We start from the raw sequence: 23,534 nt of genomic DNA, 5'->3' as shown, positions 1-23,534 counted from the left end.
TTGCTTTTCAGATTTTAAAATTATCGGCAAGAGACCTCATTCCCCAAATTGGGAAAATAAATCAACAGTCAGTCTCCCTTATTTATTGGACTTCTTAATGTAGTTTTCGATAGCCATAATCATCGAAGGGGATTCCGGTGACGGGGCTGCAATATCAACGATCAGGTTATTATCCATGACCGCTTTGTGCGTATTTACTCCAAACGCTGCAATACGAGTATTATTTTGTTGGAAGTTAGAAAAATTTGTATAAAGTGACTGAATACTAGATGGACTGAAAAAAGCGATGATATCATAAGTCACTTCAGCAAGATCTGAAAGATCGCTTACTACGGTCTTAAATAATACCGCCGGTGTCAGATCATATCCATTTTTCAACAGGAAATTCATTGTATCTTCTGTCGCTACATCAGAACATGGGTAAAGGAATTTCTCCCCCGCATGTTTCTTCAATACCTCAGATAAATCGGCAGCAGTCTGCTTTCCGAAAAATATCTTGCGTTTCCGGTATTGGATATATTTCTGAAGATATAGCGCGGTTGATTCTGAAATACAAAAATATTTCAGATCTGCGGGCACTTCGTACCGCATTTCCTCACTAATTCTAAAAAAATGATCTACCGCATTCCTGCTTGTAAATACTACAGCAGTAAAATCAGCTAATGTGATCTTGTCTTTTCTGAAGTCCCTTGCTGGAATACCTTCCACATGGATGAAGGATCTGAAATCAATTTTTAAATTGTATTTCTTAGCCAAATCAAAGTATGGGGACTTCTCTGTTTCGGGCTTTGGCAAAGTTATCAGTATACTTTTTACTTTACGCAACCTATCTTCTGTTTTTTCTTGCATTTTACCTAATTACAGCTCCAATCCTATGGCCTTGATTAATATCAAAATGGGACATATTTCGAGGGCACAAAAGTACATAAATAAATAGAACTTAGAAAACCGATAATGAGATAAAATATTTATTCCTGCTCTTATAAATTGAAACGTGAAGATAATCCCCAACAAAATAAATGAGATAACTATGTAGTATATACCATATTTCATTGGTGATAAGGCAAAAGCTACAACCAGTGGAATGAAGATTAAAGAGATGTTAAAATAACTCAAATATAATATAGAAACGTACTCGTGGACGGCTTTTTGGATGTTAAACAGATATCCGAGTACACGCAATAAAAGAATTTTCGTTGCATATAATACCACAATAAGAATTGAAACGCTGACAAAAAAACGGAAGCCCTGATGAACATAAGCGAGCTGATAATATTGCGCAACCAGGTAAAAAAACATTCCAATTGTGAACCCAAATTGAATAAATAAGAACAAAAAAGGCCACGAACTGAACACATTATCTTCTTTATTCAGATTATTTAAGCCGCGATTACTGTAAAAAGATTGAATAATACTCTGTAATTGCTTCGAAAAAGAGATCCGGAGTATGGCAAAAATGACCAGAAGGAGCACTATAAAACCGAGCACCCAGGTCTGTCCTTTGAGTAAAGGATTACCTGTTCTGAAACGGCTTATTTTCTTCAGTTTACTGTACTTTTTGAACCAGGCATCATCAAGACAAGCTTCTCAAAAACGTTAGCTTTTACGATACTGTCTATCAGGATGTGCTTATTGATTAATGAATCCGGAAGGATCCAGGTATGCGTCATTATAGAATCAGTAACGAACTTCTGCCGCGCTAAAAATGCAGAATCTCTGATAAACCTGGGTTTATAAACCCTGCGTTTCACAGTAGAATCTCTGACAACTGACAGATTCTGCGCATTTGCCTTTCCAAAGCCCGCAATGCACAGCAGGAAAAAAGTTACCAAAAAATATTTATACATCGACCTATAAAAGTAACGGGATTATTCCTTTGTGCAAAGCTAAGATATTATTATTTCACATTCATGTATTGTGGCAGAATAGCTGTGAACGTATAGAAGAGGGAGGAAGTTCTGTGTATTTCCAATTCAACTGCAGCGCAATTATATAGTGAATCCACCTATTTTCAGAAAAAGGCGGACTCAAGATGGACCCGAGGTGGACTTGACGTGGACTCACACGCATCTTCGCCCCCACGCGGTACGTTTGTCTTCTACTGGTTTTACTTTACAAAAAGCGGAGTGTTTTTACTGATTTAGGTTTACAATAGGTCTTTGCCGTGAATAGATAAAAAAAGCTTAATACACAGGGCAGGCAGTAGCAGGCAGAATTCCTTCCCGGTCTACTTTCAAAACTTTATTCTTACCACTACCGGTAATAATCCATATCGAGTCAAAATCATTCTGGTTCCAGACAAGTTTCTGGTGCTTAATTCCCAAAGCTTTAGCCAGAGCCGGAATATTGCCATGATTCCAGACCAATAATATAGTCCCTTTTTTATGCTTGAGTTCTTTAGCTATACTGGTAAAATCAGTTCCATCAAAACTACTATTGATCCTGATATCGTATTTAACTGCAAAAGGTGTGATGGTTTGAAACATTCTCGAATGACTTGTCTGATTTCCATTACCCAGAGAAGGTACATAGATTGCGGCCGGCATTCCAATTTTCTTATAAAGCACACTAGTAAGCTTTAAAGACCGGTTAAGCCCTTTACAGTTCAGGTTTTCATTTTGCTCCTGTTTTTCACCATGCCGGATAATTACGATTTTGGTTTGCGATTTTACCGATAAGGGTAAAGCAAAACTGCATATTATATATGCTGTAGCTAAAACAATCTTTTTCATAATAATAACATTTCTAAAACAAATGACAACAAGAATGGGAATAGGAGAAGGACAATTGAGTATAAATATTCAATAAAATTTCCTTTTACGAAATCACCCCTTTGAATAAATCTAAATGGACGTCCAAAACGAAAAATTGATACTTTAATAAGCAGCAAGTCGATAATAATAAAAAAAAGAGGAACGGTAGAAAAAGCAATTACATGATCAAAAGTTACATAAAACAGCTTAACTATTGGAAATACCATAGCAAATAATAAGCTAACAACCAGAAATCGAGATTCTTTATATAATTTTAAATAATTGCGCTTAGAGGGTCTGCTACAAAATGGGTCGATGAGATATACCCAGTACACCATGGTTAAGATAAAAGATATTGGTTCTAATTTCATGGTTCTTCTTATTTAGCAGTGCAGATACTTAAAAAGTCATAATTGCACTTACCTTTGCGACCTGAAGCCTTGATTTACAGCTTTTGTTAATCAACAAAAAATGATCTTGAGCTTTATGAGTGACAAAAGTAAAAAACAGTAACAAACATTTGACTATTAAATTCTATCCACCTCTATTAACAACTATATTTAAATAAAAGCATGGCAGGAATTTATATCCATATCCCTTTTTGTAAACAAGCTTGTAATTATTGCGATTTTCATTTCAGCACTTCTCTGCAGCATGTGGATGAAATGACTGACGCAATCTGTAAAGAGATCCTTTTAAAAAAGAGCAGGATTTCTGATCAGCAAATAGGCAGTATCTATTTTGGCGGAGGCACACCTTCTCTTTTACCTGAGAAATCACTCGCCAAAATATTTGACACTTTAACTTCTAATTTTTCTATATCAGTGATGCTGAAATCACGATTGAAACCAATCCTGACGATTTGGATGCGAACAAAATCGCACAATTGCGCCAGCTTCCTGTCAACCGTTTCAGCATTGGTGTACAGTCTTTTTTTAATGATGACCTGGTCTGGATGAACAGGGCGCATACTTCTAACGAGGCAGAAACTTGTATTAAACGCAGTCAGGATGCTGGTTTTGAGAACCTGAGTATTGACTTGATTTATGGTTTTCCACTACTGACTGATGAAAAATGGCTGAGTAATATCAACAAAGCTATCAGTCTGCAAACACCGCATATTTCGGCCTACTCCTTAACAGTAGAACCTAAAACGGCTTTAGCCGCAGCCATAAAAAAGGGCAGGCAGATCCCTGTTAATGATGAGCAAAGTGCAGCTCAGTTTATCACATTGACAGAGAAACTGGCTATTGGTGGTTTTGATCATTACGAAATATCAAACTATAGTTTGCCAGGCCGTCATGCGGTACACAATACAAATTACTGGAGAGGTATTCCCTATTTAGGTATTGGCCCATCTGCACATGGTTTCAATGGTCATAACAGATATCTGAATATTGCTAACAACGCGAAATACATGCAGCAATTAGCCTTAGGTAAACTGGCCGAAACTGTCGAAGAACTGGATATTTACGATCGCTTTAACGAGTATGTGATGACTTCACTGCGTACAATGTGGGGCACAGATTTACAAAAGATAGGCAATGAATACGGCAAGATCTTTTTGGAAGACACAATGAAAAACATTGTTCCTTTTATACAGAGAGACTGGTTGAAAAATGAAAATAATAAATTGATACTTACACCGGATGGTAAGTTATTTGCAGATTATATCGCTTCAGAACTGTTCCTTTTAGATGAACATCCTGAAGATTAATTAAAGAGAATGAAGAATAAAGTAGTCTGGATCACAGGAGCGTCTTCCGGTATTGGAGAAGCACTCGTATATGCCTATAATAATTCAGGAGCAAAATTGATTATTTCTGCCCGGAACAGGGATGAACTGTTCAGAGTAAAAGGAAATTGTAAAAATCAGATTAACGTACATGTTCTTTCTCTGGATCTGGAAAATACGGCCTCATTAAATGATAAAGCCAGAGATGCACAGAAAATCTTTGGACAGATAGATATGCTGATTAACAGTGGAGGAATCAGCCAGCGTTCCTTAGCTCTGGAAACAGAACTGAGCGTTGAACAGAAAATTATGAACGTTAATTTTTGGGGGACAGTAGCTTTAAGTAAAGCCGTATTACCCGAAATGATTGCTAAAGGCGGTGGTAAAATTGTTTGCATCAGCAGCCTGACGGGCAAATTTGGCACTCCCCTACGCTCTGGTTATGCAGCATCAAAACATGCTTTACATGGCTATTTCGATTCTCTCCGTTCAGAAGTATTTGATAAAAATATTCAGATAACGATGGTTTGTCCCGGTTATATTAAGACCAGTATTTCATTGAATGCAGTCACTGCAAATGGCTCTGCGCACAAAAAAATGGACGAAAATCAGGAAAACGGTCTGTCACCAGCTGATTGCGCTAAGGAAATCGTTAAAGCCATTCAGCTCAACAAAGAAGAAGTGTATATGGGTGGCAAAGAAGTGAAAGGTATTTTATTCAAACGTTTCTTCCCATTGAGGTTTTCAAAATACATGCGAACAATAAATATCAGTAATCAGAAAAAACCAAGCGCTAATATTAGCCGTATCTCCTGCTATAAAACAAAACCATGAAAAGAATCATCTTATCTGTATTTGTCATAGCAGCTATGACATTTTCAACTTCAGTTTACGCACAAAAAAATCCGATGGTTGGAGGCGCAGCAATGTATTCCACTAAAGATATTGTTGATAATGCGGTAAACTCAAAAGACCACACGACATTAGTTGCCGCTGTTAAAGCCGCAGGCCTTGTGGAGACCTTAAAAAGTGCAGGCCCGTTCACCGTTTTTGCTCCAACAAATGAAGCATTCGACAAACTTCCTGCAGGCACTGTGGAAACAGTCTTGAAACCAGAAAACAAAGCCATGTTAACTAAAATCCTTACTTACCACGTTGTTGCGGGGAAAATGGATGCAAAAACAATTGCCAAAGCGATTAAAGCCGGAAATGGTAAAGCTGAGTTAACAACTGTATCGGGGGGTAAATTATGGGCTTCTATGGATGGTGACAAACTAATCTTAACTGATGAAAAAGGTGGAACAGCTACAGTAACTATTGCAAACGTAATGCAGAAAAATGGTGTTATCCACGTTATCGACAGCGTTTTGATGCCTAACTAATTTCGGAATTTTATTTGTTGTAATAATAAAAACACAGCCATCCTTGCTGTGTTTTTTTATTGTCAGAATTTTTTATTTTCTTAAACACACTGGCACGGGCATTGAAAAATCTATAATTTTACATGAATTAACATTATTTTAACATGAAGTTTGATTTAGCTCAGATTGATTGCGTCGATGATATTTCCAAAGAGGATTTCGAGAAAAATTATCTCAATGCACGCAGACCATTAGTGATCAAAAACATGGCTAAAAACTGGCCAGCGTATCAAAAGTGGTCTATGGATTACATGAAAACTATAGTTGGAGACAAAATGGTTCCACTTTATGACAGCTCGAAAGCGGACCCCTCCAAGCCGATTAATGCTGCTGCTGCTGAAATGAAGTTTGCAGATTATATTGACCTGATCAAAACTACCCCTACTGATCTCCGAATTTTTCTGTTTGATCCGATTAAACAGGCGCCTAACTTATTAAAAGACTATATCGCGCCAAAAGATTTGATGGGAGGTTTTCTGGATAGTTATCCAAATATGTTCTTTGGTGGAAAAGGCTCTGTGACTTTCCTTCATTACGATATAGATATGGCACATATCTTCCATACTCATTTTAATGGCCGCAAACATGTCATCTTATTTGAGAATAAATGGAAGGAACGTCTTTATCAGATTCCTTATGCGACTTATGCTTTGGAAGATTATGATATAGAGAACCCTGATTTTGATAAATTTCCGGCTTTAAAAGGAGTAAAAGGTATAGAAGTTTATCTGGAACATGGTGACACCCTGTTTATGCCTACTGGTTACTGGCACTGGATGAAATACCTGGATGGTTCTTTTTCTATCAGCCTGAGGGCGTGGGACAAATCATGGGCAGTCAAAGCAAGGAGTTTATATAACCTTACCATCCAGCGTAAATTCGATGATTTTATGAAAGCCAATTTCAAAGAGAAATACATGGCATGGAAAGAAAGACTGGCTGTTAAAAGGGCAAATAAGGCGCTGGCAGAACATGTCCCATCCTAATTAAGAATCAGTTTAATCTTAGATAGTTAACTATTTCTGAGTCATACCTTGCCTTTTTATATGAATAAATAGAATTTAATTTACACTTTTGTTCTCAAACAAGATCTTTTTTGATTATGAGCTTTATATTAAAGCCGGTAGATACCGTTGAGAATATCAGTCCAGCAGACTTTAAAAAAAAAACTATTTAGACCCAAGAAGACCTCTAATCATTAAGGGCTTAACTAAAAGCTGGCCTGCAAGAGAAAAGTGGACAACTGAATACCTTAAGGAAATTGCCGGAGACCTGGAAGTCCCTTTATATGACAATGCAAAAGTAGACCCTTCTAAACCGATCAATTCAGCGGCGGCGCATATGCGTTTCGGTGATTATCTTGATTTGATTAAATCAGAACCTACGGAACTGCGTATATTTTTCTTTAACCTGTTTAAGCATGTACCAAGTCTGATTAAAGACATTGTCCTGCCTAAAGATTTAATGGGTGGTTTTATTGAAAGTATGCCAGCCATGTTTTTTGGAGGTTCAAATTCCGTAACCTTCCTGCATTATGACATAGATCTCCCACACCTTTTCCATACCCATTTTGGTGGCAGAAAACATATCATATTATTTGATAACAAATGGAAAGAGCGTCTTTATTGCATTCCAAACGCAACATATGCGCTGGAAGATTATGATGTAGCTAATCCTGACTTTGATAAGTTCCCTGCACTTAGAGGTGTAGAAGGATATGAAGTTTTCCTTGAGCACGGCGACACCCTGTTCATGCCTACAGGTATGTGGCACTGGATGAAATATCTGGATGGTTCTTTCTCTCTGAGTTTAAGAGCATGGGATGCTTCTCCGATCAGAAAAGCGCAGAGTTTATTTAATCTCGCGATCAAAGGTGGTCTGGATAGTGTTTTAAAAATGGCACTTAAAGCTCCTTATGCTGAATTCAGGGAAAAACTTGCAGTTAAAAGAGCTGAAAAGGCATTAGCTAAAGGTTATCCAAAAAAATAAGCACACATCTGTGTGTCATAATATCTTTCAAATTATGGCATATATATAGCCACTATCACTTATAAACCCGTACTCATTCACCCTGAGTACGGGTTCTTTTTTTATAAATTTTCCCCAGGGTATTTTTACAAGCAGGTAACATTAGTTCCCGGTCAAACTTTTACCTTCGATATTCCGTTATATATAACAATATGAGAGGTTTCCATTTTTCTAATTTTCAAGCAGATGACAAGCCTAAAGGCGGGTTTGATGAAATGCTGAAGTTATTTACCCAGCTCTTGAATTATACTGCGGGTGATGCAGGTGAAACATTGGCATGGATGAACGAACTGGATAAACAGTATAAGTTTACCACAGGCGACTATGGTATGGGTGATTTTATCGATGAGCTGAAAGACAAAGGCTACATCAAAGAGAACTCAAAAGATGGTAATATGGATATTACTTCCAAGACTGAACAGGTTATCCGTAAGTCTGCTTTGGAAGAAATCTTTGGAAAACTAAAAAAAGCAGGCAAAGGCAATCACAACAGTAACATTTCTGGTATCGGGGAAGAAAAGAACGCGGATCGCCGTGAATATACTTTTGGTGACAGTCTTGACCAGATCGATATGACTGCCTCTATCCAGAATGCACAGATCAATCATGGTATTGGCAATTTCACTTTAACGGAGAACGATCTTGAGGTAGAGGAAAAAGATTACAAGACACTAACTTCAACAGTGCTGATGATTGATATTTCCCACTCTATGATCTTATATGGAGAAGATAGGATTACCCCTGCAAAAAAAGTCGCAATGGCACTTGCTGAACTGATTCATACCCGTTATCCAAAAGACACTTTAGATATTGTGGTATTTGGTAATGATGCATGGCCGATTACGGTTAAAGATTTACCCTATTTGCAAGTTGGTCCGTATCATACCAATACCCTTGCCGGTCTTGAGCTTGCAGCCGATTTACTTCGCCGCCGGAAGACTCATAATAAACAGATTTTTATGATTACCGATGGTAAGCCAACCTGCCTGAAAGAGAATGGCCGTTACTATAAAAACAGTATGGGTCTGGATAGGAAGGTAATTAACAAAACCCTGAATATGGCGGCTCAATGTAAACGTCTGAATATCCCGATTACTACATTTATGATCGCTCAGGACCCTTATTTACAACAATTTGTAAGAGAATTTACAGAAATAAATGGCGGCAGGGCATTCTACAGCTCGCTGACTGGTTTAGGTGAATATATTTTTGAAGATTACATTAAGAACAGAAGAAAAACAGTCCGTTAATACGGAAAGAAAACATATGGAGCAGATCTCAATTAAAACTCTTGGCGAACTAAAAGCCTCAAATTACATCTCATTAACAGTAAAAGACGAATTACGCAAGAACCTCATTCAGCAGCTTCAAAATAAAGACGCTGGTTTTGAAGGGATTTTAGGTTACGACGATACTGTTATTCCAGAATTACAAACTGCGATCTTATCCAGACATAATATCTTGTTACTAGGTTTAAGAGGACAGGCTAAAACACGTATTGCACGTTTAATGGTCAACTTACTTGATGAATATATCCCATACATTACAGGAAGTGAAATATTTGATGATCCACTGAACCCTATTTCCTGGTATGGAAAGCAGGAAGTTGCTGCACATGGTGATGCAACACCAATCAGCTGGCAGCACCGTTCGGACCGCTATACAGAGAAGCTGGCTACTCCCGATGTGACTGTCGCAGATTTAATTGGTGATATGGACCCGATTAAAGCCGCTACACTGAAGTTAACTTATAACGATGAGCGTGTCATTCACTTCGGATTAATCCCAAGGGCACACAGAAGTATTTTTGTGATCAACGAGCTTCCTGATTTACAGGCAAGGATACAGGTGGCGTTATTTAACATGCTACAAGAAAAAGATATTCAGATCAGAGGTTTCAAACTACGTCTTCCGTTAGATGTACAATTTGTATTTACAGCCAATCCTGAAGATTATACCAACAGGGGTTCTATTGTAACACCATTAAAAGACAGGATTGAAAGTCAGATCCTTACGCATTATCCAAAAACAATTGCGATCTCCAGAAAAATCACTTTTCAGGAAGCCAAAATTACAGAGGCGCAAAAACTAACTATTGAAGCTGACGGTTTAGTCAAAGATCTGATTGAACAGGTTGCTTTTGAAGCACGTAAAAGTGAATTCATCGATCAAAAATCCGGTGTGTCTGCGCGTTTAACGATTTCGGCTTATGAAAACCTGATTAGTACTGCAGAAAGAAGAATGCTGATCAATGGAGAAGAAAGCACTTTTGTCAGATTGGCTGATCTGACTGGTATCATCCCTGCAGTAACAGGTAAAATAGAGTTAGTTTATGAAGGTGAACTGGAAGGCCCGGCTAAAGTAGCCAATACCTTAATCGGGAAAGCTATTAAAAGTCTTTTCAACCGTTATTTCCCTGATCCTGAAAAAGCTAAGAAAAGCAAAACAGCAAATCCTTATCAATCGGTTACAGATTGGTTCACAGACGGTAACACGCTTGATGTTGCAGATAATCTAACAGCAGCACAATATAAAAAAAGAGCTGATGCAGGTTGAAGGCTTGAATGCTTTGGTTAAAAAGTTTCATCCTAAGCTGAGCGCCAACCAAACCTTATTAATGATGGAATTCATCCTCCACGGCCTAGCAGCAGAATATTCTCAGCTAAACAAAAAATACCTTAGTGGTGGTTTTGGTTTCTCTGATATGTTCGACAGCTTATTTAATACTGAGCCAGGAGATGATGACGATGATGACATTGACTTCAATGCATAAGAGCTGTACAAAAAACAGATCTCTGATTTTTATATATTAAACATAAATAATGGGCCGATTACCCTTTCTTATTGCAGGATGCCTTTTAATAATAGCATTCGATTTTTATTTTGTAAAGGCGATTTTATCTGTCTTTAAAAACTGGAGTGAAAAAGCAAAAACCAGGTTTACCCGTATCTACTGGGGTATTACAATTGTATTAGTGACCGGGGTGTTTGCAGGTATATTCTTAAACCTCTTTCTTTCACTGCGTGCAATTATACTGGTTTCTTTTTTCCTTACCACAGCATGCAAAATCGTGATGCTGCCATTTCTTTTAGTTGATGATTTGCGCAGATTAATTATCACTTTGTATAGAAAGCTCAGAAAGTCTGAAGTAAAATTTCAACGGATTTAAACCCTGTAGCCAATCCAGCTATTTTAACAGGTGCCGAGCCAATCAGCCGTTCCTCATTTCTCGTGAAAGCAGGTCTGGTTGCAGCAGCCGTTCCGCTGACTTCTTTAACGTGGGGGATTACATCCGGGGCTTATGATTACCAGGTAAGAAGAAAAACCCTGATCCTGCCAAATTTACCAGCTGCCTTTGACGGCATCACTATGGGGCAGATCTCAGATATTCACTCTGGAAGTTTCTATAATAAAACGGCCGTAAAAGGCGGTGTAGAAATGCTTCTTGGAGAAAAGCCTGACTTTATCTTTTTCACTGGTGACATCGTCAATGACATGGCTACTGAGATGAGAGACTATCAGGATATCTTCAGTAAAATAAAGGCTCCCCTTGGAGTTTTCTCATCCCTTGGAAACCACGATTACGGAGACTATCATTTTGGAAAAGAAGCCTCTCCTGCCAAAGCCAGAAACCTCAAAGATGTGATCACCCAACCCACGAACTGATGGGATGGGATCTGCTGATGAATGAGCACCGGAGATTAAAAATCGATGGGGAAGAAATAGGTATCCTTGGTATCGAAAACTGGGGTATGGGACGTTTCCCTAAATATGGCCGTATGGATCTCGCCACTAAAAACACAGATGACCTTCCGGTAAAGCTTTTACTTTCACACGACCCTTCACACTGGCGTGCCGAAGTACTTCCGAAATACCCTCAGATAGATGCGATGTTTAGTGGTCACACCCATGGTATGCAATTCGGTGTCCGTACCGAAAAATATCAGTGGAGCCCAATAGAGTATATCTATAAAGAATGGGCAGGATTATATCAGGAACAAAAACAACAGCTCTACGTCAACGTAGGCTACGGTTTCCTGGGTTATCCCGGCAGAGTAGGTATCTTACCAGAGATTACAATTTTCACACTTAAAAGAGCTTAATCCTATTAGTAACTCATAAAGCAATCCTAATAGGTAAACCATATAAAGCAATCCTAATAGTAAACCATAAAGCAATCCTAATAGTAAACCATAAAGCAATCCTAATAGGTAACTCATAAAGCAATCCTAATAGTAAACCATAAAGCAACTCTAATAACAAACCATAAAGCAATCCCAGTAGTTCGCCATAAAGCAACTCTAATAACAAACCATATCTTATCCAGTAACCACCCTCTCAGGGTTGGAAATAGAAAAAAAATAATTATGCTAATGTGAGGGCATAGCTTTCCGAGCTCTTCAGCGAAGGCAATGCCGACCGAACATAGCATGATTATTTTTTTTTTGTTGAGAACTCTTTAACAACTCCTTTGCACTCGTTAAAATTAATTTATTACATTATTAATAAATTAATCGCTATGAAAACTCACTTTATAACCTACGGAGACGATAAATACAGAGATCAGAGGAAACTTCTCAAGCAAACAGCTCTGAATTCCGCTTTTTTTGACGAAGTAAAGGTTTTCAGTCCCTCTTCTATCGAATCGAACCCGTTTTTGCCAAACGCTTCCAATCTATTCTTGAACAAGGCAAAGGAGGAGGGTACTGGATATGGAAACCCTACTTTATCAAAAAAACACTGGATGACCTTCCCGATGACGATATACTTGTATATGCTGATGCAGGATGTCTAATTAATAAAAAAAAAAGCAACGCTTCAACGACTACAAACTTCTGTTGGAAGCCACCGATACAGGTGCGCTTGCATTTCAATTACCTCATAAAGAGAATGAATATACAAAACATGAAGTTTTTGATCATTTTCAAACGTCGGATTCAATTATCAATTCAGATCAATTGATGGCAACTGTAATTCTGCTTAGAAAATGTGAGCATACGACCAACCTTGTCAACCTGTGGTACGATACCTTATATGAAAACTCCTCTTTATTTACAGATGAGAAAGACCCCGCTATTCAGCATCCGGACCTAATAGGCCATCGGCATGATCAGAGCATATTCAGTGTCATCAGAAAAATTCACGGCGTATTAATCCTGCCGGACGAGACTTATTTCCTGAATTTCGTTAAAGAAGGAGAAGCCTATCCTTTTTGGGCGACCCGCCTGAAAGATTAAAATATATTATATGACAAGCTTCTTTTATTATAAGAGAACTTGTCATATAAAAAAAAAAATGTTCCATCTTAAACATTTCTAAACGCCAGTCTGATTATCCGGCGTTAAAACGATATCCCACTCCTCTTACAGTTTGCAGCAACTGAGGGTTATCAGGGTTCAATTCAATTTTCTTTCTTAAACGAACGATATGCATATCAAGTGTACGCGTGTTCACATCAGAATTATATCCCCACACAACCAGCATCAGCTCATCGCGGTTAATCACTTTATTAGGATTTCTAAGGAAATACAATAAAATTCTATTCTCTAATATGGTCAGTTCGATTTTCCTTCCGCTTCTGTAAAGCGTATGGATATTTGGATGATGCTCCATATCTCCGAAACGATGAATTTCTGATTTATCATTGTTCAATAGAAACTTCACTTTACTTTCCAGCATAGCAACCAGTACATCCATATTAAAAGGCTTGGTTACATAATCAGAGACACCAAAAGTATAAGCATCGATCTTATCTACATCCTGAGCTTTGGCCGTCATCATAATGATCAGATTTTCAAACCCCTGCTCACGAACTTCCTGACAAACTTCTGATCCCTGCTTACCCGAAGCATCCAGTCTAACAAAACAATATCAGGTTTTTCTTCCATGATAACTTTCACCGCCAACTCTCCGTCACCGGTTTCCAGCACTTCATAGCCTTCTGATTTTAGCCTGTGTACCACTAAAAACCTTAAATTCTCATCATCCTCAACTATCAGTATTTTAATTCCTTTAGACATATCATTAATTATTATAAGGCAGTACTATTTTAAATTCCGTTCCTTTATTTACTTTACTTTTTACCGTGATTTCACCTTTCATAAAATTCACCAGCTCTTTACAGAAAGCTAAACCAAGGCCTACGCTTCCATTTTGATTGTACTGGTTCTGTATGCGGTAAAACTTCTTAAAGATATTATTAATTTCTGGTGTAGGAATACCAATTCCCTGATCTATAAACCTGAATACAACTTTTCCCTTGATCATCCTTGCTACGATGTGCAGTCGCTTATGTTCAGGGGGTGAATATTTATAAGCATTTTCAGCTAAGTTATCAAAAAGACTGCCCAATAATACCGGGTCCGTAATAAATGTAGTAAACCCCGTTACCTCATAGGTGACCGCAAAATCAGGGTGTTTCAAGGTATGAGACTCGATTGTGCTTTCAATAAAATCAACGATATTGATTTCATCCTGGTTCAGTTGTATGGCTCCATTTTCAATTTGCGTGAAAGCCAGAAGCTTATTCATCAGCCCATTTAATTTATCGGCCTCCTCATCAAGGATTTTTCCATATAACTTAAGCTCGCGCTCAGTCAGTGAACTTGCACTTTTGATATTGTTGCCCGCAATTTTAATTACACTGACAGGAGTCTTAAAACTCATGAGTCAGGTTATTCATAAAATCGTATTGCAGTTTAAACATCTTGTGATTAATATTCAGGTTTCTGTAAATCAGCACAGTGACCAGTACCAAAATCCCATAAAACAATAACATCACCATGGCTATAGGCAGAAAATAACTCAGGATTTCCTGAGCGACAAATGACTTTGCAGAAATAAAATAGAGCTTATAGTCAGAAAATGGTCCTGGCAGAGTAATTTCCGTAGCTACATATTCTGTTGACGTATTTAAAGGGTCATAGGTTAACGGCTCTATTCTTATGTTTTGATATAATAATGGACGCGTATTGATAATCTTAATCTTATAAGGATCAAGATGAAAAGATAACATGTCCTGCTGATAAATTGGTGATGGACTAAGTTGCTGCCTGAGCATCTGCTTATAAACTTTCAGATCTTCCAGCCTTGGTATATTTAAATAAGTGATTTTGTTTGAACGAATAATACTGAAATTGGTAAAAAGCTCTTCCTGACTGGGAGCCTTTGTGGTATCCAGACTTTCAATATAAGAGATCAGCTTTATTCCTAAAGCATTAAAATCATCACCCCGGCTAAACTTTTTTGTATCATCTCTTGAAAACAGTTTCACTGAATCCAAAGGAACCAGATCGCCAAACTGATAAATAGATTTCGGACCAAAAGCAAAGTGACCAGTATTTAATCCATCTCCTACTTGCGTATTTCCAATCTCCGAATCATAAAACACCACTTTTGAAACAAATGGGTAATTATTGATTACTGTATCTACAAATTTTGATGCACTTGCTGAGTCAAGAAAGCCGTTATAATAAGAAATTTCAGGAACCTTATTCTGAAAGAATTCATTATATGGTTTGATACTTTCTTCTAATACTTTTACTTTTTCAGATACAAATTCATTTTCTATGAATTTCTTACTAAAGTTATAAGCCAAAAACAACGACAAAACAAACAGCACAGAGATCAGCACAATAAAGGTCACGATCAATGAAAAGTTCTTACGGTAGCCACTTTGTTTTTCTGAACCCATATAGTCTATTTCTTAGACAAATTAGCCGATAAAAATTGTTCTAATGAAGCATACAGTGCCTGACGCACATCTTCGCCCTGCGGAGAAAACTCGTTGTATTCCTTTTCAAGATAGGTAACATTTACGTTCCGTTTCTTGAGTTCCTTTACAAACTGAATAGCCTCACCCGAATTGCTTCTTGGATCTTTAGGGCTTTGCGCAATAAACACTGGCACCCTGAATTTATCTGCATGGAAAACCGGCGACACCTGCCGCATCCGGTCACCCTCTGTTGCAGGATTACCTATTACCTCATAGTACATCTGTAAATTGGTTTTCCAGAATGGAGGAATAGATTTTAAATAACTAAATAAATTAAGTACTCCTGAATTTGATCCGCCGCACACATACATTCCCGGACTGGAGTACAGACTATTTAATGCAATATACCCACCAAACCCCGTACCATAAATGGCTATTTTTTCGGGATTTGCTATCTTATTTTCGATAAGCCACCTGACACCATCATTAATATCATCCTTGATTTTACCCCCCCACTGACCAGACCCTGCAGCAGCAAAGGACTTCCCATAACCAGATGATCCACGGTAATTAACCTGAAAAACTGCATACCCTCTATTAGCAAGGAACTGCACTTCGGCATTGTAACCCCATGAATTTCTACGCCCCGGGCCATCATGCGGCAGCACAACAACAGGAAGATTCTCTGACGGTTTATTAATTGGCAAGGTGAGATAACCCTGGATTTTTAATCCGTCACGTGCAGTATAAGAAACAGGTTTCATCTCACACATCTCACCTTCCTTCACATAAGGATTAAAATCGCTCAGTTTCCTGATTGTACCTTTATCTGCTACATAAAGATAGTAAGATCCTGGATTTCTATCTGTAAAAGTCCTTACAATAAAAGTATTCTCTGCTTTATCCCTGTCAATAATCTTTGATTCAGTACCAGGTAACAGCTTATCCAGTTTTGCATATAGTTTCCTAACCGTTGAATCCAGATAATGCTTCTCTTTTTTCCAGGTTTCACAAATCACAAAACCTATCTTCTTTTTAGACTCGGAGTATTGCGCATCTACAACATTCAGTGTATCGTTACTGAAAAGCACCTTGCTTTCCTTTCCGGTAACACAATTAAGTTCTATCAATGCATTTTTATCCCTGTTTACGTTAGAAATCGCATAAACGATATTTGGCCTGTCATCCGAGATGGCGATAGGTGTAAAAGTAGTCTTGAAATTATTGGTTACTATAGATCTGAAAGCCTGATTTTCGGTTTCTCTGTAAAGTAAAGTCTGGTTTACGCCATCGCTGGTTGTTGCCAGACGAATCTGTCCTTTAGAATCAGTAACCCAATTGGTAATGTTACCCGGATTTTTGGCAGCCATATCCATAAGGCCATCTCTTACGTTTAACCGGTAAACATCAAATACAGTTGAATCTCTTTTATTAGAGGAAACCAGTAAAAACTTGCCATCTATCAGCTGATCTTTCAGTACATGCATCCGGCTTTTACCGTTGTCACTCAACTGACGTTCATTTTCTCCGTTTTTATTGATTATAAAAAAATCTGATAGCCGCTCTGCTCCCGCTTTCTCTTTATAATAGACAATCTCATCATTACTTACCCAAAAGTAGTAATTGATATTTTTCTCATTTAATTGGGTGATCTGAGCCGCTTTCCCTGTTGCGAGATCTTCAACAAACAAATTCTGTTTTTTACCTTGCAGCTTTAAATAAGACATCGTTTTACCGTCCAGAGAAATCGCATAAAACCCCTTCTCCTGCGACTTAAAGAAGTCTGCCACAGGAATAACTCTGACCTGCATGTTTTGCCGGCAAGCACTGAACAGGGCAAGGAGAACAATAAATAGATATCTTTTCTTTACGGTCATAGCATTCTGGTAGCCTGCAAAAATACGCAACGCCATTTGTCTAAACGGGCAATACACTAATATTGTTACCTTAACCGCAAATGGAGAGCGAGTCAAAATAGCAATATTTTACCGCTGTCAAAGAAAAACAGGGTAACATTTAAAATACCGGGGTGACATTAAAGAAGGCATACGGAATTTATTATCTTTATTTTTGATATTCAGAATGATTCACAACATGATAAAAACAGTATTTGCAATCATCTTCTTTCTTGCCTGCTCAATTACTTTATTTGCACAGGATAATAATGATAATGAAATGGCCATGCAATACTATCAAAATGGAGATTATCAAAAAGCCGCGGTTCTGCTCGAAAAGATAGTATTCAAAACAAAAAACGAAGCTTATCTGGATCTTTATTTTAATGCCCTGCTGAAATCAAAACAATATGAAATAGCTGATAAGGCAATTAAAAAGCTAATCAGACAGAATCCAGAATCCTTAAAATATGCGCTTTTACTTGGTAGAATTTATAAAGAAAAAGGTGATCTTGAAAATTCAGCCAAAGCTTTTGACAACCTCTTGCGTGCATTGCCTGATGATGAGGCTAAAATAAGATCTCTTGCTAATGATATTTATCAGCTGGGTGAATATGAACTCGCTGTGAATGTGTTTTTACAGGGGAGGAAAAATCTAAAAAACGATCAGGCTTTTACTTTTGAATTGCTGAGCCTTTACCGCTTTAAAAAAGAGAAGATCAAGCTGAGTGAGGAATATCTGAATGCGTTGTCCACAATGCCACAAATGCTCCAGCAGGCAGAAACAGTGCTTCCTTCTGTATTTGAGACCAATGCAGATTACCTTACATTGCAAAATTCATTACTCAGGAGAATACAGAAGGACCCTCAAAATGAATCTTACTCAAAGCTGCTAATCTGGCAGTACATCCAGCAGAAAGATTATGAAATGGCACTGCGCCAATTAATTGCACAGGATAAAAGAATTAAAGATAACGGGACTATTTTATTTCAGCATGCACAATTGTTTACATCCAACAAAGCTTTTGACACGGCAATCAAAGCTTATACCTACTTACTGTTAAAAGGCAAAGAGGGCGAATATTACCTCCCTTCAAAATTAGCCATGATTGATGCCCGGTATCAATTACTGCTGGCCGGTAAAAATGACAAAAAAGATGTTATCATTCTTGCCGATCAATATCAGGAAATTCTGAACGAATATGGAAGCAATGCAAGAACACTTTTTGCCTTAAGAAAGTGGGCCAATTTACAAACTTATTATTTGCAGGATCCAAAGAAAGCGGAGGCTGCATTAGAAACAGCCATAAAACTACCTGGTATCTCCAGTACAGAAATGGGCGAGATGAAACTAGAGTTAGGCGATATTTACCGGCTTACCCAGCAACCATGGGAAGCTATTCTGATGTATGGGCAGGTTGCTAAAGAATTTGAGAATCAAAACATAGGAACAGAAGCGAAATACAGATCTGCCAGGTTATCATTTGAGCAGGGAAATTTCAGCTATGCAAAATCTCAGGCTGATGTATTAAAAGCTTCAACGGAACAATTAATTGCAAATGATGCGCTTAACCTTAGTCTTTTAATCTCCGATCATCTGGAGACCTCAACAGATACACTGGCACTCAAAATGTATGCAGCTGCCGGGGCATTACAATTTCGCAATCTCTCAGCAGCAGCGATTGCCAAAGTGGACAGCATTCCAATATTGTATCCGAAAAACAGCCTTACTGACGATATTTTAATGTTCAAATCAGACATTTATATCAAAAACAGAGACTTCTTACTGGCTGTCCCGCTACTCAAAGAGCTAATCAATCATCAGCAAAAAGGCAATTGGGCAGATGAAGCTCTTTTTATTCTTGCCGGGTTGTATGAAGATCAGCTAAATGATCCTGAGCAGGCAAAAACACTTTATCAGCAATTGATTACGGATTTTCCAGGAAGCATGTTTGTGACTGAAGCACGTAAACATTTCAGAAAAATCAGAGGTGATAATATTGAATCTTAGTTTATATATTTGCTCCATGTTATTATACAATGTAACCCTGATTATTGAAGAAGTTTTTCTGCTGCAGCATGGCTGCAATGGATGCAAGAAGAGCATGTGCCTGAAGTGATGGCCACTGGATTATTTGTTTCCAACAGGTTGTTAAAAGTGGTTGATTCACCAAATGAAGGTGTAACTTATTGTGCCCAGTATGTCGTTCAGTCAATCGAAGATTATGATGCTTATCAGCTCAAACATGCTGATACATTTGCAGCAGAATTAAACAGCCGTTTTAAAGACAAATTTGTTTCTTTCACTACCGTAATGGAATATATAGCCTAAATATGAACATAATACAAACACCAATAGCTGACCTTTTTGTCATCGAACCTAAAATATGGAAAGATAACCGCGGTTATTTTTACGAAAGTTTTAGTGCACGTGCATTTGCCGGAGCTGGCATTAAAGCCGATTTTATACAGGACAACCAATCCTTTTCGCAAAAAGGAACGCTGCGTGGTTTGCATGCACAGAAAGCACCTTTTGCACAAGGTAAACTGGTAAAGTAATACAGGGAAAGGTACTTGATGTTGCAGTGGATGTAAGAAAAGAATCATCTACCTATGGTCAGCACTTCAGTATTGTACTTAGTGGAGATAACCATAAACAGTTATGGGTTCCACCAGGATTCCTTCATGGCTTCTTAACTCTTGAAGATGATACTATTTTCACTTACAAAGTGACTAGCTATTATGATAAAGATTCTGAATGTGGTGTAATCTGGAATGATCCGGATTTGAATATCAACTGGAGCGAAGAACTGGCTAAAGAAGAGCTTTTACTTTCTGATAAAGATCTTGTTTTAAGTTCATTTAAAGATTTCGTGAGTCCTTTTTAACTCAGTATTCTCAATCTTCCTTAAAGGAAGGTTCAATTAAAAAGAGGGCTTCCATAATCCGGAATCCCTCTTTTTAATTGAATAGTTTATGGTTTATTTTTTGATCAGGTCGTACAGTTCATCCAGTTTAGGTGATAATACAATCTCAATTCTGCGATTTTTGCTTCGTCCTTCTGGTGTAGTATTTAATTCTAATGGCTGGAATTCTCCTTTTCCAGTAGCAGTCAGTCTTACTCCCGGAACCTTTTCAGATTCTGTAAGATAACGAACCACAGAGGTAGAGCGCAATACACTTAAATCCCAGTTATCTTTAATCTGACCCAGATTAGTTATTTTCTGTGAATCGGTATGTCCTTCCACGGCAATAATGATTTCAGGTTGTTCTTTCAGAACTTTGGCCAGCTGAGTTAATGCCTGCTTACCTTTCTCATCGATCACTATACTTCCCGAAGGAAATAGTAATTTATCCATCAGAGAAACATAGACCTTTCCGTTTTTCATTTCTACAGTTAACCCATTCTTAGAAAAACCAAGCAGAGCCTGTTGTAATTTCTCTTTTAACTGGTTAGAAGCTTCATCACGCTTACGTAAAACCTCTTCTACTTCTTTAAGACGTTGCTCACGCTTTTTAAGGTCTTCTGACAGCTTACTAATTGCAGATGAACTATTGTTCTTCAATTTGGCATAATTGCCATCTATCGCTTTATATTTGCCCTGAAGTTCATTCAACTGTCCCTTCAAATTTGCGGTATCGCGTTGTAATTTAGCAATAGCACTTTGCAGCTCATCCATAGAGACCTGTGCTGCACTCCAGCCATTGCTTAAGGAGTCTTGTTTCGCCAGTAAAGCTTTATACTTTTTAGGTGACAGGACTACACACGAACTAAATGCACTGGCTAATAAGCCAATACTTAAAAATAAAACGACTCTCTTCATAATTATGGTGCAATGGCTCCCCGCAAAAAGCGGATAAACGGATATATAGCCGTAAAAGCCTTTTTTAAGTGATTAACTATTGTTGGTTTTAACAAGTCCTCGTCTTTGATCGGAAGCAAACCAATAAAACTCTTCAGTTTCAGCAGCTCAATTTGAGGATGCTCCGGATCGTACCCTTTAGGCGCCTTTTTTAAAGTCTCTTCTTTACTTAAACTGAATAGCTCCGTAAACTTTCGGCCTCAATGATCTCCAGAAATTCAGAGGTATTATAATCTATTTCTTCTCTTATTTTTTTTTTTCAGCAGTGACGCTTCAGGCATCCAATACCCACCTGCCAGAAAAGAATTCCCTGGCTGAAGATGCAGATAAAACTCAGGCCCGTTTCCATTTGTATTTTTAACAGAAAATGAAATGCCAAAGTTGTTTTTATAAGGATCTTTATTTTTACTGAAACGAACATCTCTGTAAATACGCATCACGCATTTCTTAGCTTGCGTTTCTAGTGGGAACTGCGGGTCTACAACTGCTAAAACAGGAATAAGCTTCTCAACAAAGCCAATAACATCAGCCTTAGCTGTTTCATAAGATTCCTTGTTCAGGGCAAACCATTCCCTGTTATTATTTGCTGCTACTGCGCTTAAAAAAGCTAGTGTATCTGGCTTAATCATGGTTGGTCGTAATAGGCGTTATAACTAATTTTTGGTGAGAGCCAATGTAATAAAATCACACGTGAATAACGATAGTTAAACGGTGCAAGTATAAAGCATCCGCTGAAAATTACACCTACATAAAGCCATAAAGAATCAAATTCAAGATTACCACCCGAAAAAACATAAGTTGCAATTCCTACAGCAATCATTTCCATCACATTCATGGCGTAACTGACATACATCGAGGCATAAAAGTATCCTGGTTCTATCTCGTAGCGCTGCCCGCAGTGACTGCAGATATCATTTGTACGTTGTAAATTGAAACCATATAAAGAACCTGTGAAGATATCCCCCCTACGGCAATGCGGACATTTACCATGTACCAGTGCATATAGTTTTGTTGTTTTCTCCATTTAAAATGTTAGAAATCAGGAACGAAGAGAAGCTTGTGACTTGCGGTATCTCTTATACCACAGAAAGCCAATAGCAGCAATCATCAAATAAGGAATCGCCATCAGGTATAACACACCAGTGTTTAATCCTACAGCCTGCGTATTCCCATTTTGAGTCCCCTGCTCTCAGCACTTGTATTGTACACATCGCACATTGTGCTGCCGCTTTCTGTATACCAGCTCCTGCTGTTACAGCAATCAAAAGAATAAAAATAACAAGTGCTTTTTTCATTAGTATATAATTGTTTTTTAACGGTAATGAAGCTATCATGTACTACCCGATTTTGTTCATTTCGGTTTGTGTTCTGCTGCACATGATGGTTTCATCAATTCTATTGTTTATGAAGCTTGTAATAAAACAGGTTTCATGATGTTAATTACTAACTACAGCAAATATAAGATTAAACGAACAATTAAGCCCCGCATTTACATAAGTCTAATGTAAAAATGCCGGGCCTTCCTTAAAAATTATAATAAGGAGAAATCATCAGGTATACAATTACACCTGAAACCGCAACATATAACCACACGGGATAAGCCCATCTGACAATCTTGCGGTGTCTTTCGATTTGCATACTGAAGCCTCTAAGGAAACTAATCAGAATCAGTGGCAGCACAACGATGGCCAGCAGCATGATATGTGTAATCAGAATAATGAAATAAATCATCCTGGTTCCACTTACAGCCGCTAATTCAGCAACAGATAGTATCCCGTTATGATCTATATCCCCATATTTAGTATCCTTCTCATACAGGTGGAACAGGATATAAAAAACAAGAAAGATAGCTGACAGAATAAACGTAATCACGTTCGTTACTTTGTGCGCCTGTATATTTTTCTTTTTAATAAAAATCAGAGAAAGGATCAGCAATACTGCACAAGTTGCATTAATACCACCGATTAAATGAGGTAATAAATAGATAAATGATGGTTTTACTGTAGGTGGGGGTACGACCTTTAAGGTAATTACTACTGCAAGTACTACTGCGGTAACAATCCAGATCAGACGTAAAAAGAATTTGTCATTAATATTCATGGTGTGTATCTTATTTTAAGCATC

General features: G+C 37.9%; 21 protein-coding genes and 6 pseudogenes. 14 read left to right on the top strand and 13 right to left on the bottom strand.

Annotation, left to right across the window (positions count from 1 at the left end; translation table 11 throughout):
• Positions 1-78: 78 nt before the first annotated feature.
• From ACWYN3_RS31440 to ACWYN3_RS31425, 4 genes are all read right to left on the bottom strand, one after another.
• The gene (locus ACWYN3_RS31440; RefSeq protein WP_456217806.1) at positions 79-849 is read right to left on the bottom strand and encodes a uroporphyrinogen-III synthase; all 771 of its coding nucleotides are present in this window, start codon (positions 847-849) and stop codon (positions 79-81) included.
• 9 nt (positions 850-858) lie between these two features.
• On the bottom strand, positions 859-1,473 hold the full coding sequence (locus tag ACWYN3_RS31435) for a DUF4271 domain-containing protein (RefSeq protein WP_456223218.1): 615 nt from the start codon (positions 1,471-1,473) through the stop codon (positions 859-861).
• Positions 1,474-1,541: 68 nt separating this feature from the next.
• The gene (locus tag ACWYN3_RS31430; protein WP_456217805.1) at positions 1,542-1,847 is read right to left on the bottom strand and encodes a hypothetical protein; all 306 of its coding nucleotides are present in this window, start codon (positions 1,845-1,847) and stop codon (positions 1,542-1,544) included.
• 336 nt (positions 1,848-2,183) lie between these two features.
• Positions 2,184-2,732, bottom strand: a complete 549-nt coding sequence (locus ACWYN3_RS31425) for a histidine phosphatase family protein (protein ID WP_456217804.1) — start codon at positions 2,730-2,732, stop codon at positions 2,184-2,186.
• A gap of 593 nt (positions 2,733-3,325) precedes the next feature.
• On the opposite strand from ACWYN3_RS31425, the gene ACWYN3_RS31420 reads away from it, so the two are divergent.
• The 11 genes and pseudogenes from ACWYN3_RS31420 (at position 3,326) to ACWYN3_RS31370 (ending at position 13,175) form a co-directional block, all read left to right on the top strand.
• Positions 3,326-3,712 (top strand): radical SAM protein, encoded by a 387-nt coding sequence (locus tag ACWYN3_RS31420; RefSeq protein ID WP_456217803.1) that lies wholly within the window; start codon positions 3,326-3,328, stop codon positions 3,710-3,712.
• Positions 3,616-4,470, top strand: coding sequence for a coproporphyrinogen-III oxidase family protein (locus tag ACWYN3_RS31415; RefSeq protein WP_456217802.1), 855 nt, complete (start codon positions 3,616-3,618; stop codon positions 4,468-4,470). Before ACWYN3_RS31420 ends, ACWYN3_RS31415 begins: the two co-directional genes overlap by 97 nt.
• A gap of 9 nt (positions 4,471-4,479) precedes the next feature.
• The gene (locus tag ACWYN3_RS31410) at positions 4,480-5,322 is read left to right on the top strand and encodes an SDR family oxidoreductase (protein ID WP_456217801.1); all 843 of its coding nucleotides are present in this window, start codon (positions 4,480-4,482) and stop codon (positions 5,320-5,322) included.
• Positions 5,319-5,870, top strand: coding sequence for a fasciclin domain-containing protein (locus tag ACWYN3_RS31405; RefSeq protein WP_456217800.1), 552 nt, complete (start codon positions 5,319-5,321; stop codon positions 5,868-5,870). The genes ACWYN3_RS31410 and ACWYN3_RS31405 overlap by 4 nt, the downstream gene beginning before the upstream one ends.
• 143 nt (positions 5,871-6,013) lie before the next feature.
• Positions 6,014-6,895: a cupin-like domain-containing protein gene (locus ACWYN3_RS31400; RefSeq protein WP_456217799.1), complete on the top strand. Its 882-nt coding sequence runs from the start codon at positions 6,014-6,016 to the stop codon at positions 6,893-6,895.
• Between the two features lie 116 nt (positions 6,896-7,011).
• A pseudogene (locus ACWYN3_RS31395) lies at positions 7,012-7,898 on the top strand (cupin-like domain-containing protein).
• 191 nt (positions 7,899-8,089) lie between these two features.
• A complete protein-coding gene (locus tag ACWYN3_RS31390) occupies positions 8,090-9,187 on the top strand; it encodes a vWA domain-containing protein (RefSeq protein WP_456217798.1) in 1,098 nt (365 codons plus the stop codon).
• 16 nt (positions 9,188-9,203) lie between these two features.
• Positions 9,204-10,710, top strand: a pseudogene (locus ACWYN3_RS31385) (sigma 54-interacting transcriptional regulator).
• Positions 10,711-10,759: 49 nt separating this feature from the next.
• Positions 10,760-12,041 (top strand): annotated as a pseudogene (locus ACWYN3_RS31380) (metallophosphoesterase).
• A 416-nt stretch (positions 12,042-12,457) separates the two neighbouring features.
• A complete protein-coding gene (locus ACWYN3_RS31375) occupies positions 12,458-12,733 on the top strand; it encodes a hypothetical protein (RefSeq protein ID WP_456217797.1) in 276 nt (91 codons plus the stop codon).
• A gap of 43 nt (positions 12,734-12,776) precedes the next feature.
• Positions 12,777-13,175, top strand: a complete 399-nt coding sequence (locus tag ACWYN3_RS31370; RefSeq protein ID WP_456217796.1) for a hypothetical protein — start codon at positions 12,777-12,779, stop codon at positions 13,173-13,175.
• A gap of 94 nt (positions 13,176-13,269) precedes the next feature.
• On the opposite strand, the pseudogene ACWYN3_RS31365 reads toward ACWYN3_RS31370, so the two are convergent.
• From ACWYN3_RS31365 to ACWYN3_RS31350, 4 genes and pseudogenes are all read right to left on the bottom strand, one after another.
• A pseudogene (locus ACWYN3_RS31365) lies at positions 13,270-13,958 on the bottom strand (response regulator transcription factor).
• A 4-nt stretch (positions 13,959-13,962) separates the two neighbouring features.
• The gene (locus tag ACWYN3_RS31360; RefSeq protein ID WP_456217795.1) at positions 13,963-14,604 is read right to left on the bottom strand and encodes a sensor histidine kinase; all 642 of its coding nucleotides are present in this window, start codon (positions 14,602-14,604) and stop codon (positions 13,963-13,965) included.
• Positions 14,594-15,631: a hypothetical protein gene (locus tag ACWYN3_RS31355; RefSeq protein WP_456217794.1), complete on the bottom strand. Its 1,038-nt coding sequence runs from the start codon at positions 15,629-15,631 to the stop codon at positions 14,594-14,596. The genes ACWYN3_RS31360 and ACWYN3_RS31355 overlap by 11 nt, the downstream gene beginning before the upstream one ends.
• Positions 15,632-15,636: 5 nt before the next feature.
• On the bottom strand, positions 15,637-17,529 hold the full coding sequence (locus ACWYN3_RS31350) for a prolyl oligopeptidase family serine peptidase (RefSeq protein ID WP_456217793.1): 1,893 nt from the start codon (positions 17,527-17,529) through the stop codon (positions 15,637-15,639).
• 217 nt (positions 17,530-17,746) lie between these two features.
• Here ACWYN3_RS31350 and ACWYN3_RS31345 point away from each other — a divergent pair, with 217 nt between their 5' ends.
• The 3 genes and pseudogenes from ACWYN3_RS31345 to rfbC all read left to right on the top strand — a co-directional run bounded on the left by ACWYN3_RS31345 (position 17,747) and on the right by rfbC (position 20,435).
• Positions 17,747-19,558 carry a tetratricopeptide repeat protein gene (locus tag ACWYN3_RS31345; RefSeq protein WP_456217792.1) on the top strand — a complete coding sequence of 604 codons (1,812 nt, stop codon included), beginning with the start codon at positions 17,747-17,749 and terminating at the stop codon, positions 19,556-19,558.
• Between the two features lie 81 nt (positions 19,559-19,639).
• Positions 19,640-19,879: a DUF4286 family protein gene (locus ACWYN3_RS31340; protein WP_456217791.1), complete on the top strand. Its 240-nt coding sequence runs from the start codon at positions 19,640-19,642 to the stop codon at positions 19,877-19,879.
• A gap of 2 nt (positions 19,880-19,881) precedes the next feature.
• A pseudogene (gene rfbC, locus ACWYN3_RS31335) lies at positions 19,882-20,435 on the top strand (dTDP-4-dehydrorhamnose 3,5-epimerase).
• Positions 20,436-20,528: 93 nt separating this feature from the next.
• Here rfbC and ACWYN3_RS31330 read toward each other — a convergent pair.
• The 5 genes and pseudogenes from ACWYN3_RS31330 to ACWYN3_RS31310 form a co-directional block, all read right to left on the bottom strand.
• Entirely contained in the window at positions 20,529-21,371 is an 843-nt protein-coding gene (locus ACWYN3_RS31330; RefSeq protein WP_456217790.1) for an OmpA family protein, read from the bottom strand.
• Between the two features lie 2 nt (positions 21,372-21,373).
• Positions 21,374-22,039 (bottom strand): annotated as a pseudogene (locus ACWYN3_RS31325) (DUF2461 domain-containing protein).
• Entirely contained in the window at positions 22,036-22,434 is a 399-nt protein-coding gene (locus tag ACWYN3_RS31320) for a DUF983 domain-containing protein (protein ID WP_456217789.1), read from the bottom strand. Before ACWYN3_RS31320 ends, ACWYN3_RS31325 begins: the two are co-directional and overlap by 4 nt.
• Before the next feature lie 52 nt (positions 22,435-22,486).
• Positions 22,487-22,705, bottom strand: coding sequence for a hypothetical protein (locus ACWYN3_RS31315; protein WP_456217788.1), 219 nt, complete (start codon positions 22,703-22,705; stop codon positions 22,487-22,489).
• Positions 22,706-22,934: 229 nt separating this feature from the next.
• A complete protein-coding gene (locus tag ACWYN3_RS31310) occupies positions 22,935-23,510 on the bottom strand; it encodes a DUF420 domain-containing protein (protein ID WP_456217787.1) in 576 nt (191 codons plus the stop codon).
• Positions 23,511-23,534 lie beyond the last annotated feature (24 nt).

Source organism: Pedobacter sp. NJ-S-72 (genome assembly GCF_053890575.1).
The sequence above is the reverse complement of the archived record's forward strand: the minus strand, read 5'-3'. Positions and strand labels throughout refer to the sequence as shown.